Annotated in this window: 14 protein-coding genes; 1 reads left to right on the top strand and 13 read right to left on the bottom strand. The window is 35.7% G+C overall.

Annotated elements, in window-relative coordinates:
• Positions 1 to 157 precede the first annotated feature (157 nt).
• The 9 genes from gndA to rpsO form a co-directional block, all read right to left on the bottom strand.
• Entirely contained in the window at positions 158 to 1,585 is a 1,428-nt protein-coding gene (gene gndA, locus G6O73_RS02600) for an NADP-dependent phosphogluconate dehydrogenase (RefSeq protein ID WP_057885766.1), read from the bottom strand.
• Positions 1,586 to 1,696: 111 nt separating this feature from the next.
• Complete coding sequence (gene clpX / locus G6O73_RS02595; RefSeq protein WP_057885765.1) at positions 1,697 to 2,944, bottom strand: ATP-dependent Clp protease ATP-binding subunit ClpX; 1,248 nt, start codon at positions 2,942 to 2,944, stop codon at positions 1,697 to 1,699.
• Between the two features lie 204 nt (positions 2,945 to 3,148).
• Positions 3,149 to 4,456: a trigger factor gene (tig, locus tag G6O73_RS02590; RefSeq protein ID WP_057885764.1), complete on the bottom strand. Its 1,308-nt coding sequence runs from the start codon at positions 4,454 to 4,456 to the stop codon at positions 3,149 to 3,151.
• Between the two features lie 226 nt (positions 4,457 to 4,682).
• Complete coding sequence (tuf, locus tag G6O73_RS02585; RefSeq protein ID WP_057885763.1) at positions 4,683 to 5,870, bottom strand: elongation factor Tu; 1,188 nt, start codon at positions 5,868 to 5,870, stop codon at positions 4,683 to 4,685.
• 210 nt (positions 5,871 to 6,080) lie between these two features.
• Positions 6,081 to 6,506: a hypothetical protein gene (locus tag G6O73_RS02580; protein ID WP_219935194.1), complete on the bottom strand. Its 426-nt coding sequence runs from the start codon at positions 6,504 to 6,506 to the stop codon at positions 6,081 to 6,083.
• Positions 6,497 to 6,961: a hypothetical protein gene (locus G6O73_RS02575; protein ID WP_219935193.1), complete on the bottom strand. Its 465-nt coding sequence runs from the start codon at positions 6,959 to 6,961 to the stop codon at positions 6,497 to 6,499. Before G6O73_RS02575 ends, G6O73_RS02580 begins: the two co-directional genes overlap by 10 nt.
• Before the next feature lie 167 nt (positions 6,962 to 7,128).
• Complete coding sequence (locus tag G6O73_RS02570) at positions 7,129 to 8,862, bottom strand: ribonuclease J (RefSeq protein ID WP_057885761.1); 1,734 nt, start codon at positions 8,860 to 8,862, stop codon at positions 7,129 to 7,131.
• Positions 8,863 to 8,881: 19 nt separating this feature from the next.
• Positions 8,882 to 9,754 (bottom strand): 4-hydroxy-tetrahydrodipicolinate synthase, encoded by an 873-nt coding sequence (gene dapA, locus G6O73_RS02565; protein WP_057885760.1) that lies wholly within the window; start codon positions 9,752 to 9,754, stop codon positions 8,882 to 8,884.
• Positions 9,755 to 9,946: 192 nt separating this feature from the next.
• Entirely contained in the window at positions 9,947 to 10,216 is a 270-nt protein-coding gene (rpsO, locus tag G6O73_RS02560) for a 30S ribosomal protein S15 (RefSeq protein ID WP_057885759.1), read from the bottom strand.
• Positions 10,217 to 10,498: 282 nt separating this feature from the next.
• On the opposite strand from rpsO, the gene rpsT reads away from it, so the two are divergent.
• A complete protein-coding gene (gene rpsT / locus G6O73_RS02555) occupies positions 10,499 to 10,753 on the top strand; it encodes a 30S ribosomal protein S20 (RefSeq protein ID WP_057885758.1) in 255 nt (84 codons plus the stop codon).
• 43 nt (positions 10,754 to 10,796) lie between these two features.
• Here rpsT and holA read toward each other — a convergent pair whose 3' ends face one another.
• From holA to G6O73_RS02535, 4 genes are all read right to left on the bottom strand, one after another.
• The gene (holA, locus tag G6O73_RS02550) at positions 10,797 to 11,834 is read right to left on the bottom strand and encodes a DNA polymerase III subunit delta (RefSeq protein WP_083478492.1); all 1,038 of its coding nucleotides are present in this window, start codon (positions 11,832 to 11,834) and stop codon (positions 10,797 to 10,799) included.
• A 16-nt stretch (positions 11,835 to 11,850) separates the two neighbouring features.
• Positions 11,851 to 13,914 carry a DNA internalization-related competence protein ComEC/Rec2 gene (locus G6O73_RS02545; RefSeq protein ID WP_219935192.1) on the bottom strand — a complete coding sequence of 688 codons (2,064 nt, stop codon included), beginning with the start codon at positions 13,912 to 13,914 and terminating at the stop codon, positions 11,851 to 11,853.
• 176 nt (positions 13,915 to 14,090) lie between these two features.
• Positions 14,091 to 14,579 (bottom strand): ComE operon protein 2, encoded by a 489-nt coding sequence (locus G6O73_RS02540; RefSeq protein WP_083478490.1) that lies wholly within the window; start codon positions 14,577 to 14,579, stop codon positions 14,091 to 14,093.
• Positions 14,580 to 14,642: 63 nt separating this feature from the next.
• Positions 14,643 to 15,377, bottom strand: a complete 735-nt coding sequence (locus G6O73_RS02535; RefSeq protein ID WP_057885756.1) for a helix-hairpin-helix domain-containing protein — start codon at positions 15,375 to 15,377, stop codon at positions 14,643 to 14,645.
• Positions 15,378 to 15,428 lie beyond the last annotated feature (51 nt).

The following is a 15,428-nucleotide window of genomic DNA, read 5'->3' as shown; positions in this document are numbered from 1 at the left end:
TTTCATTAATTTTCTATCAAGATTTTCTAACTTAAGATAGATTAAGGTCTTAAAATAAGTTAGTTTTTCAATTTTTAGGATTAGCAATTATGCAAAAAGAAAAGACCCGATCCCGTCGTGTCTCTTCTAAGAAATATTCAAATTAATTTATTACAATTTACTCTTCATGGTACCACTCAAAATGAAAGATTCCTTCACGATCATTTCTTTCATAGGTGTGAGCCCCGAAATAATCCCGCTGTGCTTGAATAATATTTGCTGGCAAAACAGCAGTTCGATATTGATCAAAATAAGTAATTGCAGCTGTAAAGCCTGGAACTGCAACACCATGTTGAATTGCTAACGCCGCAACTTCTCTAACTGCAGCTTGATAGTTATCAGTAATTTTCTTAAAATATGGATCAAGCATCAAGTTGTTTAAATCTGGTTGAGTTTGAAAAGCATCAGTAATCTTCTGTAAAAACTGTGCCCTAATAATACAGCCACCACGCCAAATTTTTGCTAAATCAGCGTATGCTAATTTCCAATCAAAGTGTTCAGAAGCAACCTTTAATTGAGCAAATCCTTGAGCATAACTCATAATTTTACTGAAATAAAGTGCCTGACGAATTTTTTCAATCAACTGTTGTTTTTCCGCTGCACTAAATGTCTTGGTTGCTTTCGGGCCATTAAGTACCTTGCTAGCAACAACCCGCTCCTGCTTCATTGCAGAAATATAGCGGGCATAAACTGATTCAGTAATCAGTGATTGCGAAACACCAAGCTCAAGTGCACTTTGGGAACTCCATTTGCCTGTTCCTTTATTGCCAGCCCGATCTAAAATAACATCCACAATTGGTTGATCTGACCCTAAATCATCTTTTCTTGTCAAAATTTCTGCCGTAATTGACATTAGATAACTATCTAATTCTCCTTGATTCCAATCTTTGAAAATTTTTGCAATTTCATCAACTGATAAGCCTAAAAGATGACGTAATAAATCATAACTTTCAGCAATCAATTCCATGTCACCATACTCAATCCCATTGTGAACCATTTTAACATAATGACCAGCACCATTGGGGCCAATGTATGTTACACAAGGAGTGCCATCATCAGCTTTGGCTGCAATTTTTTCTAAGATTGGTGCCACTAAATCATAAGCTTCTTTTTGTCCACCAGGCATTAATGAAGGCCCTTCAAGAGCTCCTTTTTCTCCGCCAGAAACACCCATTCCAATAAAATTAATGCCGGATTCATCTAGTTTAGTGCTACGGCGCATTGTATCACCGAAGAAAGTATTGCCACCATCAATCAATACATCACCTTGACTCAACAAAGGTAGCAATTGTTTGATCATTCCATCAGTTGGCGCACCCGCTTTAATCATCATAATAATTCTCCGCGGCTGTTCTAATGATGCCACAAAATCTTCTAAATTGTAACTTGGAACCAGTTTTCTCTCTGGATGATCAGTTACGACTTGTTTTGTTTTAGCTGCTGTCCGATTAAAAATCGCGACCGAATATCCGCGACTTTCAATATTCAATGCTAAGTTTTTCCCCATAACTGCCATTCCGATAACACCAATTTGTGGTTTGTCCATGTTTCAATGAAGCCTCCTCAATAATCATTTATTTCACTATTCATACTAGCAAAAGCAACTATAGATTTAAAGCTGCACTAATTAAAAATATATTTGGGTAGCATACTTATGTTACGAAGCTTGTTGGTCCCCCTTGATAACTTTTGGTAATTTTTTACCATCAACACTCGATTGATCCACAACTATTTCTGTAATGTCATCACGACTTGGGGCTTCAAACATAATATCACGCATCGTATTTTCAATAATCGATCGTAAGCCACGCGCTCCTGTATGGCGTTCAATCGCTAAACGGGCGACTTCTTTTAAAGCAGTTGGTTCAAAGCTTAGTTTAATGCCGTCCATTTGCAATAATTTAGCATACTGCTTAACTAAAGCGTTTTTAGGTTCAGTTAAAATTCTCACTAAGTCTTCTTCTGTCAATTGTTCCAAAGCAGTTAAAATTGGTAAACGACCAATAAATTCAGGAATCAAACCGAACTTCAACAAATCCTCTGGAATAATTTGTTGCATTAGACTTTTGCGTGCATCTATTTTCTTTTGAGCATTTACACCAAAACCGATTGTTTTATCACCTAAACGATGCTTAACAATGTTTTCGATTCCATCAAAAGCACCACCTACAATAAACAAAATGTTCGTTGTATTGATTTGAATAAATTCTTGTTGTGGGTGTTTACGCCCACCCTGCGGTGGAACATTAGCCGTCGTTCCTTCCAATATCTTTAAAAGCGCTTGTTGAACACCTTCGCCTGAAACATCACGAGTAATTGATACATTTTCACTTTTTTTAGCAATCTTATCAATTTCATCAATATAGATAATGCCATGCTCAGCTCTTTCAACATCGTAATCTGCATTTTGAAGTAACTTCAACAAAATGTTTTCTACGTCTTCACCAACATATCCGGCCTCGGTTAAAGTCGTTGCGTCAGCGATAGCAAACGGAACTTTTAAAATGCGAGCTAGACTTTGAGCAAGAAAAGTTTTTCCGGATCCTGTAGGCCCAACCAAACAGATATTGCTTTTTTGCAACTCAGTTTCATCACCATCTTCATCAATTTCAGCATTAATTCTTTTATAATGATTATAAACTGCTACTGCTAGAGTCTTTTTTGCTTCTTCCTGACCAATTACATATTGATTTAAAATTTCGACAATCTCATGTGGTTTTGGTACGTTAACTAAATCTTCCGAGAGTTCTTCTTTAAATTCCTCATCAATAATTTCTTTGCACAAATCAATACATTCATTGCAAATGTATACGCCGGGACCAGCAACAATCTTTTTAACTTGATCTTGTGACTTGCCACAAAAAGAACAAGCTACCGGACCATTTTTATCACTATCTTCAAACATTGTTATCCCCCTATATTCATTATTACAATCTATCTTATTCTACCAGACAGTAAGCATAAAGGCGAATAGTTGGTTTAAATATATGATTGTAAATAAACATATTGTTCAATTAAGAAACCAAATTTTCAATAATTTCAAAAATAATCACGCCAGTCACTGACCGACGTGATTAAATTGACTAATGACTTGATTCAATTTTAAAAACTACTTAGCTGAATCTTCTTTTTTTGCAACTTGTTTAGCACTATCAGTAATTTCATCAACAACTTTGCGAATTGCAATGTCATGCTTCAACATTTCATCACTAAGAGCTTTTTTAATTGCCTTAGCTTCCATATTGTATTGTTTAGCTAAGTTATCAATTTCTTGTTTAATTTCTTCATCAGAAACTTCAACATTTTCTTTTGCCACAATTGCTTCAAGTACTAAGCTAGTTTTAACTCGCTTTTCTGAACCTTTTTCAAATTGTTTGCGCAAATCAGCTTCAGAACTACCAGTCAACTTATAATATGTTTCTGGATTAATCCCCTGTTGTTGCATTCCTGATAAATACTCTTGTGTCTGGCGATCAATATCTTCATCCAACATTGACTGTGGAATCGAACCGATTTTAGCATTTTCAACTGCTTTACTAATTGCTTCATCTTGAACTGCATCCTTAGCAGCCTGATCTTTATCATCTTGTAATTTTTCTTTGATTTTTGCCTTTAATTCAGCTAAGGTTTCAACTTCTTCATCAACATCCTTAGCAAAGTCATCATCCAGATCCGGCAATTGCTTTGCTTTGACTTCATGAATCTTAACGTCAAATACAGCATCTTTGCCCTTCAAGTCTTCTGCTTGATAATCTTCTGGGAAGGTTACTTTAACTTTAACATCCTCATCTGCTTTGTGACCAACTAATTGATCTTCAAAGCCAGGAATAAATGAATTCGAACCTAATTCCAATGAGTAATTGTCTGACTTGCCACCTTCGAAAGATTTACCATCTAACTTACCATCAAAATCGATGATAACTGTATCGCCCTTGGCTGCTGGCTCATCTTCTTTAAGCACCAATTCAGCTTGTTGCTCACGCTTCTTTTCCAATTCATCAGTTACTTCTTGATCTGTAACTTCAGTTGATTGAACAGCAACCTCTAAGTTTTTGTATTCTCCAACTTCAACTTCAGGTTCAACCGTTACCATTGCTGTTAAAACCCAAGGCTTATCTTTTTCTAAACTTTCAACATCAACTTTTGGCTGATCAACTGGTTTAATTTTTGTTTCAGCAATTGCTGTGCTATAAGCATCTGGTAACAAAATATTTACAGCATCTTGATAAAGAGCTTCTTCGCCATACATCCGATTAAAAATCTGACGTGGTACTCTTCCTTTCCGAAATCCTGGAACATTTAAATTCTTTTTAACTTTGGTAAAAGCTTCATCCAAGCCTTCTTTAACTTTATCAGGTGCAATCTCAAAAGTAAGTTTGCCTGTGTTTTCGCTTTGTTTTTCCCACTTTGCAGACATTATTTTCCCTCCGCACAAAAAATTTGTACAATTTATGAACTAATTGCATACTAAATTAGTTTAACGTAGATTAATCAAATTGTAAATGATTATGACAAAAAAACTCCGGGTAATTAAAATTAAAAGAGCGCTACTCAGTATTAATCAAGTAGCGCTCTAAATTATTTTAAATTTAAAATTCAAAATTACAGGCATTAAAAAACTCGGGAGAACCCGAGCTTTTTAATTAATCTAAAATGTCAGTTACGACACCAGCACCAACTGTACGTCCACCTTCACGAACAGTGAATTTCAAACCTTTTTCAATTGCAACTGGTGCAATCAATTCAACTGTAAAGGTAACGTTATCACCAGGCATAACCATTTCAACGCCTTCTGGCAATTCAATTACACCGGTAACATCAGTTGTATGGAAATAGAACTGAGGACGATAATTTGAGAAGAATGGTGTATGACGTCCGCCTTCTTCTTTGGTCAAGATATAAACTTCACCCTTGAATTTCTTATGAGTGTTGATTGAACCTGGAGCAGCCAAAACCTGTCCACGTTCTACTTGATCACGGTTAACACCACGAAGCAAAGCACCAACGTTATCGCCGGCCTCGCCTAGATCAAGTGTCTTACGGAACATTTCCAAACCAGTAACAGTTGTTTTCAGAACATCATCTTTCAAACCGACGATTTCAACTTCATCACCGACTTTAACTGTTCCACGATCGATACGACCTGAAGCAACAGTTCCACGACCAGTGATTGTGAAGACATCTTCAACTGGCATTAAGAATGGTTTGTCGGTTGGACGATCTGGGGTTGGGATATATTCGTCAACTGTATCCATTAATTTCTCAATTTGTTTAACAGCATCTGCATCGCCTTCAAGAGCTTTCAATGCAGAACCGCGGATAACTGGAATATCATCACCAGGATAATCGTATTCGCTTAATAATTCACGAACTTCCATCTCAACCAAATCAAGCAATTCGTCATCATCAACTAAATCGCATTTGTTTAAGAAAACAACAAGATAGTCAACACCAACCTGACGAGCCAACAAGATATGTTCACGTGTCTGAGGCATTGGGCCATCAGTTGCAGCAACAACTAAGATAGCACCATCCATCTGAGCTGCACCAGTAATCATGTTTTTAACGTAATCAGCATGTCCTGGGGCATCAATATGAGCATAATGACGTTTTTCAGTCTCGTATTCTACGTGAGCTGTGTTAATAGTAATCCCACGTTCACGTTCTTCTGGAGCAGCATCGATTGATGCGTAGTCCTCTTCTTTTGCCAATCCCTTAGCAGCTAAAACCTTTGTGATTGCAGCTGTCAAAGTAGTTTTCCCATGGTCAACGTGGCCAATAGTACCAATGTTTACATGGGGTTTTGTTCTTTCGTAATGTTCTTTTGCCATTAATACGAACCTCCTGTAATTTTGCAAGAAAAATCCGCAACACAAACAATTGCCGATAATCCTTTAAATTTAATTATACTACTTCTACTAAAGAATACCAACCTTAATGTATCCCTAACAGAAGAATCCTTAAGCTATTATATAGACCCAAAACTAATTTGTAAATAGTAAGATTTTGAAAATTACTTTTTTTACTCAAATTTGCTTTAATTAGGCCCATTGATCCAATAATTCAGTTAACTTAACCGCAATTTCTTTTTCAGAAATAGACAATGCAGCTGTTTCTCCCTTAACTAACGCATCCAACCAACCATGATTCACTTTAATAATTGTTGTTGCAAAGGGATACAGCAACAACAATTTCAATGATATTTCTGCTTGCTGGGCTACCAGTAAGGCTTGGTCAGTATGATCCGGCAACAAAGCAAATAACCGCTTCTTAACCTCAGAGCTCTGTTCATTTGGCAGTTTAGCTGGGGAAACTTGATAGTGTTCCCCATTAATAAAAACAAAATCAAAGGATTCATTAATTTTTAACTTGCGCAAAGTATCCAATAAATCAACTTTGATTAATGGATGGATCGTAGTTGACGCCAAAATATTAGGTGCAATATTTACTAAAAGCTTTACAGGCAAGCTATAGATTTTTTTAGCAATCGCCGTTGTTCACTTGGCGGTGCCAACTCCATCCCCGCAGACTCAAAAACTATTTTTCGGATCCACAGTGGATCAGCTTGCTGCTCAAACTGCAAAATAGTTTCATCAAAAAAAGTTTGCTCCGTATCTTTCATGCAAGGCTCTAATTGCTGATAAAGAATCCGCATTGCAATATACTGGTGGTCTTGCCCCATCGCTTTCAATAATTCCAAAAATAAATCGTTGTCAGCAATATAGCTGTTTAAATAATCCTGTGCTAAATCAACAGCTGCATGGTCTTGTTGACTCTTAGTTAATGCCTTAAATAGCAAATAATTAGTTCTAAAATTTTGATGTTGACTATAACATTTAGTCAACAACTCACTCGCTTGAAAATATTTTTTTTGCATTAAAAATTTTTCAGCTTGTTCAAATTGAGATTGTTTATTAGGCAAATAGTTGTCCCCTTAATAATAAATTGAAATCACTACAATTCGAGCAAAAATAACGTACTATTATCCACCAAAGTTTCCCAATTAAATTTCATCAATCAAAAATTTCTAAACAACAGCTAGCTGTTGTTTAGAAATTAACTGTTCCAACTCAGGAGCGGTTCATGCCCCTACTCACTGTCAGTTGCCTTCTTGTTTTTAGGGGTTGTTTTTAGTAATTTTTTTGAAACTCGTCGATGATGCTGATTTGTTTCCATAATGATCGGTAAAATAACTGGATGACGTTTTGTCTGTTCATATAAATAATGATTCAAATGATCACGAACATCTTGTTTTAAATGACCCCAATCGAATTCCTTATTATCCAAGTTGTTTTGCACAACTTTGGTAACAATTGCTTCACTTTCTGCAATTAAATTTTGACTGGTTTTCAAATAAATGAAACCTTTTGAAGTAATTTTTGGTTCATCAATAATTTTCTTCTTACACCGATCAATTGTCACAACTGCAATAAAGACACCGTCTTCCGCTAAAGAACGTCGATCACGCAAAACAATATTCCCAATATCGCCAACACCGCTACCATCAATCAGTGTATCACCAATTTCAATTCCGCCTGCCAACAATAATTTATTGTGATCATACTCGAGAACATCTCCCTTTCTGGTCAGAAAAATATTTTCCTTAGGAATTCCTACCGCTTGAGCACAGGCTGCATTAGCAGCCATTAAACGATATTCCCCTTGAATTGGAATTACATAACGCGGTTTCAGTAAATTTATCATTAGCTGGAGATCATTATAACTTGCATGACCAGAAGAGTTTAACTCATCAAAAATCGCTTTAACATCTGCTCCTGCACGATAAATCATATCTCGGGTCCGTGCAACCATGGTTTCCATTGCATGTGACGGAGTAGTAGTAATAAAAACCAAGTCACCTTCATGAAGAGAAACAACTTGATGGCGATGAACAGCCATTTTTTGCAAAGACTTTAATGGTTCTCCTGAACGACCAGTTTCTAAAATAACTAGCTGCTCATCTTCATATTTATCAATATCCTTTATTGGCACTAATAAATTGTCATCCGGCAGTTGTAATTTATTAAGTTTTAATGCTGTATGAAGAATTTCTTCAGCATCATGTCCAGTTAAAGCTACTTTGCGATTATTTTTAGCAGCTGCATTTAATATTTGTTGAACTCGTAATATGTTTGAAGCTACACATGCAACGATAATTCTTCCTTTACGATATTCAAAATTATCACTAACTAGTTCAAAAATTGTCTTTTCATCTACTGTTTCTTTCGGATTTTCTGCATTTGTTGAATCACTTAATAAAGCTAAAACACCATCTTTCCCAATTTCAGCTAAACGACTAAAATCAGTTTGATAATTAGGTGCTGCAGTTTGGTCAAAGCGAAAATCTCCTGTGTAAACAATACTGCCATTTTCCGTTTTCACTACAATTCCCAAGGATTCTGGGATTGAATGAGTTGTCCGGAAAAACGAAATAGTAGTATCGCCAAAATCGATTTCAGTTCGCTCATCAACTACGTGAAAATCATCAAAGCTCCGTAATTTTTTATCAGCTTTAACCCCAATTTTAGCTAATGCAATTGTTAATTCCGTTCCAAAAACTGGGACTTTAAATTCATCCAAAAAATACGGTAGTGCCCCAATTGCGTCGGCATGCCCGTGTGTTAAGAACACTCCCACGATTCGGCTAGCATTTTCACGTAAATATGAAAAATCTGGAATAACTGTATCAATTCCTAGCGGCTCATTTTCAGGATACTTTAAGCCACAGTCTAATATATAAATATCATCATTCACTTCAACAGCGTACATGTTTTTTGCACTTTCACGTACACCACCAATTGGAATGAGCTTAATTTTGGCCATATTTTCCTCCTTTTAGTAATTATATTTTTAGTTTATTGTACAGTGTGTTTAATTCATCTGCTGGGTAATTTAAAATCGGTAACCGACAACCACCAACTGAAATGCCGATATGATTTAAAGCTGCTTTAGTCGGGCTAGGTGACGGCGCAGAAAACATTGTTTCCATTAATGGAGTTAGTTGTTGCATCGCTTCCGCCGCAACACGGTAATCACCCTGTTCAACTGCTTGATACATTTTAACCATGCTTTGACCAAAAAGATGGCTCGCAACTGAAATGACCCCTTTTGCACCAATTGTCTTAGCTGCTAAAGCGTCAGCATCCTCACCAGTGTAAACTAGAAAATCCGCTGGTACTTGGGCAACAATGTGACTTAAATTAACATTTCCCGTACAATCTTTTAAACCAATAATATTTTTTTCTTTCGCTAATTCTGCAATTGTCGCAACTTCCATCGTTACACCCGTTCGACTAGGAATGTTATAAATGAATAATGGCAATTTACTTGCAGCAGCTACCGTTTTAAAATGAGCCAGCATTCCCCGTTGATCAGGTTTATTATAATATGGAACTACAACTAATGCTGCGGACACCCCTTTGATTTCCGCCACTCGATTGGTAAAATCGATCGTTGATTGCGTATTGTTTGATCCAGTTCCTGCGATTATAGGAACTTTACCAGCCACCAGCCTAACCGTTTCACTGATTAAAGTAAGCTTTTCTGATTCAGTTAAGGTAGGTGCTTCTCCCGTGGTACCACCAACTAGAATTCCTTGCGTTCCAGTTGCTAGTAAATGATTAACCAATACTTCCAGCCGTTTAAGGTCGAGTTTCCCTTGATCGTCAAATGGAGTGACCATAGCTGTAATTATTTCTGCATTTTTAAAATCCATTATTTTTCCTCCGTGTAACAGAACTTTAATTATCATCTATTTTTGATCAACACAATTGCATTATATTTTTACTATGAAAATAAATTATTTTATACCCTGTTAAGTCCATATTATAACACAACCATTTCTTCGATTAATAATAATTAAAATAAAAAAGCCCAGCATACCAAGCGGCATACTGGGCAAAAAATTTTAACGACGCAAGCCTAAGCTCTTAATTAATTCACGATAACGTTGCACATCGTTTTTACGTAAATATGCTAATAAATTACGACGATGACCAATCTTTTTCATTAATCCACGTTGTGAAGCATAATCTTTCTTGTGAGAACGAATATGATCATTCAGTTCATTAATATCAGCTGTTAAAACTGCAATTTGCACTTCAGCAGAACCGGTATCTCCATCATGAAGAGCAAACTTTTGCATAATTTCTGCTTTTTTTTCTTTTGAAACTGCCATAAAAAATTTCCACCTTTCAATATTGTCCTCCTTAATCCCGGTAAAGCGTCGGTGAATCTTCTATACTGAGATAAAGGAAATAAACGTACTTCAATATCATAACTAGATTTCGGGTATAATTCAAGTTATATATAACAAAAAATCTCAAAAAAGCTAAGTCAAGCAAATTTCCTTGACAGAAGCTAACATTTTTATTGCAATGTTTTTATAGCTCTTGTATAATAGCATATGTTGAAATTTATATGAAATCTACTGGATTCATGAACAATGGAGGTGAAATCTTTGCCTATTATCAAATCAGCCATCAAGCGCGTCGTTACTAATGAAAAGGCTAATGCTAAAAACTCATCACAATTAAGTGCTATGAGAACAGCTATTAAAAATTTTGAAAATGCTAAAACTGCAAACGCAGATAACGTTGAAGAACTTTATCGCTCAGCCGTTTCAGCAGTCGATAAAGCAAAATCTAAAGGTCTGATCAAACCTAATAAAGCTGCCCGTGATAAAGCTCGTCTTACTAAACGTTTAGCAAAATAATTAATGATCAAAAAAGTTGCGGAATACTTTCCGCAGCTTTTTTTTAAACTTTTTGAGTTACGTGATTAAGGTAACCTAATAATAATAATTGAAATAATTTTTCTGGATCCCTTTGACTAGTTTTTAATTGCTCCTCTAGCTCAACTAAATCCAAATACATTTGCCTTAATTGATCCTTTGAAAACTTCGGTATTTGTTGCACTGCCAATTTTACTCGATAAGGATGAACCTTTAAAACACTGGCAATATCTCCTTGTGCATACCCATGTTTCGTTAAAATCATAGTTTGCAATAATAATCGTACTTGCCCAATTAAGATTGCATTCAGTTTCAGTGGTTCTTCATGCTGTAAAAGAAGATCATGGTATAAATTAAATGCTTGTTCATTTTTTTGAGCTAAAACTAAATTGCTTAATTCAAAAACATTTTGTTCTAGCGTCTGTGGCACAAGTTGCATGACCATTAATTGATCAATTTTTTTAGTTTGCATTGCCGCAAGTTCTAGTTTTGGCAGTTCATTCATAATGACCGAATAATTTGCTTCCGTCTTCTTGATTAATATTTTTAGAGCCATTGGTGAAAAAGTAAAGCCATCCTTCTTTGCTTTTTCCACTACCAACTTTTGTACCTGATCTTCAGAAAGTATTCCGCAATCAATAATTGTTGCCTTTTGCTTAATTAATTTACTGATTTTTTTCCGAGAATCTAATTTTTGACCTGATAGATCAATCACTAAAGTTGATGTTGGCTCAGGTGCCTTTAAATATTTCTCTAAAGTAGCGACATCTTGTTCTAAGGCTTTTTTAGCCTTGATTGTCATTAAAAAGTTCGGATGCGACAAAATTGTCAATCGACGTTCACCAAAAAAAGGCACTGATCGTACATCATTAATCGCCGCTGCTAATAAATCACTCTCCAAATCAAAACGGCCTAAATTCATTGAGCGCTGTTCTGCTGGTATAACTTCAACTAAGTGTTCAATTACTTTAGTTCTCAAATAACTCTCATTACCCATAATTAGATAAACAGGTTTTAAATTTTTGTCTGTCAACTTTGTGTGCAACAATTCAACTGCTTTCAAAAATTAATTCTCCTTTTCAATTTTGGACTGCAACCGATATTTTTATTTTACCAGCGATTGGATAAACCTTAATCATCCCTTTTTCAGCTGTACAAACAAACGGGACATCAAAGTGTCTAAGCGTTGCTAGTGTCACCTGATTTGGATGTCCATAACGATTATTCTTGCCAGCGGAAATAATCGCTATCATCGGCTTTAATTGAGCAACGTATTCAAGAGCACTTGAAGTTTTACTTCCATGATGACCAGTTTTTAAGACTTTTGCACGCAATCTAGGATGACGTTGGATAACCTGTTTTTCACCCGGCTGATCAAGATCCCCGCTAATTATAAAACTAACATTTTCTAATTTAAACCACAAAGTAAGAGAATCTTGATTAGTCCCCGTACCCGGACCAAATGGATGAAGTAACCTCAATCCGGCTAACTGCTGATATTTAAGTGTACTGGCTGGCAATACTCGCTTGGGGTTGACTTCTGATTGTTTTAGCCGCCGAATAAATGATGGATTAGTTTGCATCCCATCTGGTACTATTATTCGTTTAAACTTTATTAGCTGTGCAATGCTGCTAAAATTTGCTGTGTGATCTGCGTCTTGATGTGTCAAAAACAAATTGTCAACTCTTGTTATCCCTTTACTCAAAAGATAATTAGCGACTACTGTTTCGCCATTTGTTTTACTGTGTCTCTGCCGCCAGCTTTCATGATAAAAAGAAACCTTTCCCCCTGTATCAACTAAAGTTAATGACTGGTTAAATTTACGTCTAATTAAAGTGCAATCCCCTTGACCAATATCAAAATAGACAACTTCATCATGTGTTGGAAAGCGAATTATAATTCCACAAATCAAATAGGCCATAATCAACATTGACCAAAGTGCTTTCTTCTTCTTAGAAAATTCAAGTAAATTTAAAATGATTATTGATCCTGCAACTAAGATTATTGGTGGTTTACCAAAAACCAATTCAGCTGGAAGCTTTGCTAACCAAGCAAAAATTGAAACTATCAAACTTAAAAACGAATTCATTGCAGCTGTAGTTACCGGCAACAAAGTTCCCAGAATTACTGCCGGTACAATCAACCAATCAAAAATTGGCATAATTGCAATTGTTAAAAACCCAGTTAATAAATTCCACTGGTAAGTATGCCAAAGAATCAAGGGAAAACTATAACAATTCAGCTTAAAACCCAATTGGATTTGATTCAAGTTACGGCTTTCCAGAAGAATAAACGTTAACAAGTAGCTTAACTGAAAACCAAGTGAAAAAATCAATAATGGTGCATAAATCAAATTAATTATAAGTACCAAGCTTTCTGCTGCTAATCCACTCAATTTAACACAAAACCGCTGTCCCAAAATAATCAGCCATGACATGAACACAGCTCGCAGTAAACTAGGTGACAAACCACCCAAGAAAGCATAAATTGGTAACAAAAATAGACAAAACCATTGATATGATTCTTTAGTAAACCTTAAATAAGTAAAGATCCATTTAAACACCCTTAGTAAATAAAAAACGTGCATCCCTGAGAGGCTGAATAAATATAATAATCCTAACTGATTAATTTCTTGAATTTGCTGATCATAATCCGGATTATAGTAACCAAGTAAAAGCAGTTGACTGTAGCTTTTTAAAGGATTGGAAAATTTCCCCAGATAATCCAGCAACTTAACACGTAATTCATGTAAAAAATCATTTAAACCATTAAGCTTATTGCGACTATCAAGTGGTTGATAACTTAATCTTGTCACAAATACCTGATTAACAATCAACTGAGCCCTTAGAAATCGACGATAATCAAATTGGTTCTCATTGGTTGGGCCATTAACTGCTTCAAATTCTCCTGAAACTTTTAACTTCAAAGCCTTCTTTTGGTTCTGCCACACGTTTTTTTCTGCAAAGCTCTTTATGCGATAATAAATTTGCAATCTTTGATTATCTTCTAGCCATTTTCCCTTTGCTTTAACTAAATCCCCATCAATCTGTATATCATCCGGCTCAACCACTAGATGCTGATTTACCAAATGATGCGTCTTATTTAAACATTGATTTTCTTGGATGGAATCCCAATAACCCAACCAGATCATCCAGCCAAATCCAAATAAAATCCATATCCAAATAAAATTTTTTTGGCTAAATGAGATTACTCTTATGCTTAAAACAACTAATAAGAGTACCCAAACTAAATTAAATTCAAAATAAACTAAAGTTAATAAAATGATTGTAACTACGGCCAAGAAAAGATAACGTTCGCTTATTTAGGTTTAACCGAACTGGCAACTACTTGTTTTCCAAGCAGCTGCAAATATTTGGAATCTAGTGTAACTTGTTCAACAGCAATTTTCTTCAATTTCATTAGTTTTAGAGCATAGTTATCATTGTGATAATTTCTTAAATAATATATCTTACAAATACCTGCTTGCAAAAGCATTTTTGTGCATTGCAAACAAGGAAAATCAGTAACATATATTTCAGCTTTGTCCGTAGCTATTCCAAATTTTGCACACTGCAAAACTGCATTCATTTCAGCATGAATTGTCCGCACGCAATGTCCACCAACTAAATAGCAACCATGATCGATACAATGATCATCTCCAGAAACCGAGCCATTATACCCCCCCGCAATTATCCGACGATCGCGCACTAAAATGGCACCAACCGACAGTCTTTCACAAGTACTCCTCAACGAGAGTAACATTGCTTGCATCATAAAATATTGGTTCCAAGGAATTCGCTTATCCAATTTTCCATCACCTAACTTTCCTGATTAATTTATAGTATAGCAGAAATCTAACTCACTCAAAATTTAATTTGAATCCATCCCAACTGTTAAACTTGCTGCCATCACTTCAAGAGTCTTATCTCCAATGCCACTAATGTTTTTTAAATCTTCTAATTTCTTGAAATTGCCATGCTCTTGTCGATAGTTAACGATTAATGCTGCTTTTTTTTCACCGATTCCATTAATTTGCATCAGTTGTTCTTTGGTCGCAGTGTTTAAGTCTAACTTACCAGTCGAAGAACTACTCTCAGTAGTTGATGCAGCTGTAGTTTGTGAAGCAACAGAACTGCTACTGCTATTACTCATAACTGGTGTTTGTTCCACTGTTGTAGGTAACTGACTGCTGCTCGCAGCAACTTCATTTTGAAAAGGAATATAGATGATTTGCTGATCATGTAACTGTAATGATAAATTAATGCGATTTAAATCAGCTGTTTTCAAAAGCCCTCCAGCCGCTTGTACAACATCATTCACTCGTTGATAATGGTTAACTTGATAAACTCCAGGTTTAGTTACTGCACCTTTAATATCGACCCAAAACTGCTTTACTTGATTTGAAGATCCCTTAGTTTTAGTTGTTACTGGATTTGATTTTGCAGTTTTTGAACTTTTCTGCTCCTGACTCCCTAAATCTTTCAATTCAGTTGCTTGGCTTTTCTGCCACCAGCTCCAACCAAAAAGTAAAACAATTATTCCTACAACGCCAAAAATTATTGCTTTTGTTCGGTATTCTTCGACCCAAACGCGGATTTTTTCCATCACATCCCCTCCCTACTAATTAAATACGTAATTTGTAAATTATATACACAA

This window comes from Liquorilactobacillus nagelii DSM 13675 (assembly GCF_019444005.1).
GTDB lineage: Bacteria > Bacillota > Bacilli > Lactobacillales > Lactobacillaceae > Liquorilactobacillus > Liquorilactobacillus nagelii.
Note: the sequence above shows the minus strand (reverse complement) of the source record. Positions and strands in the feature narration are given on the sequence as shown.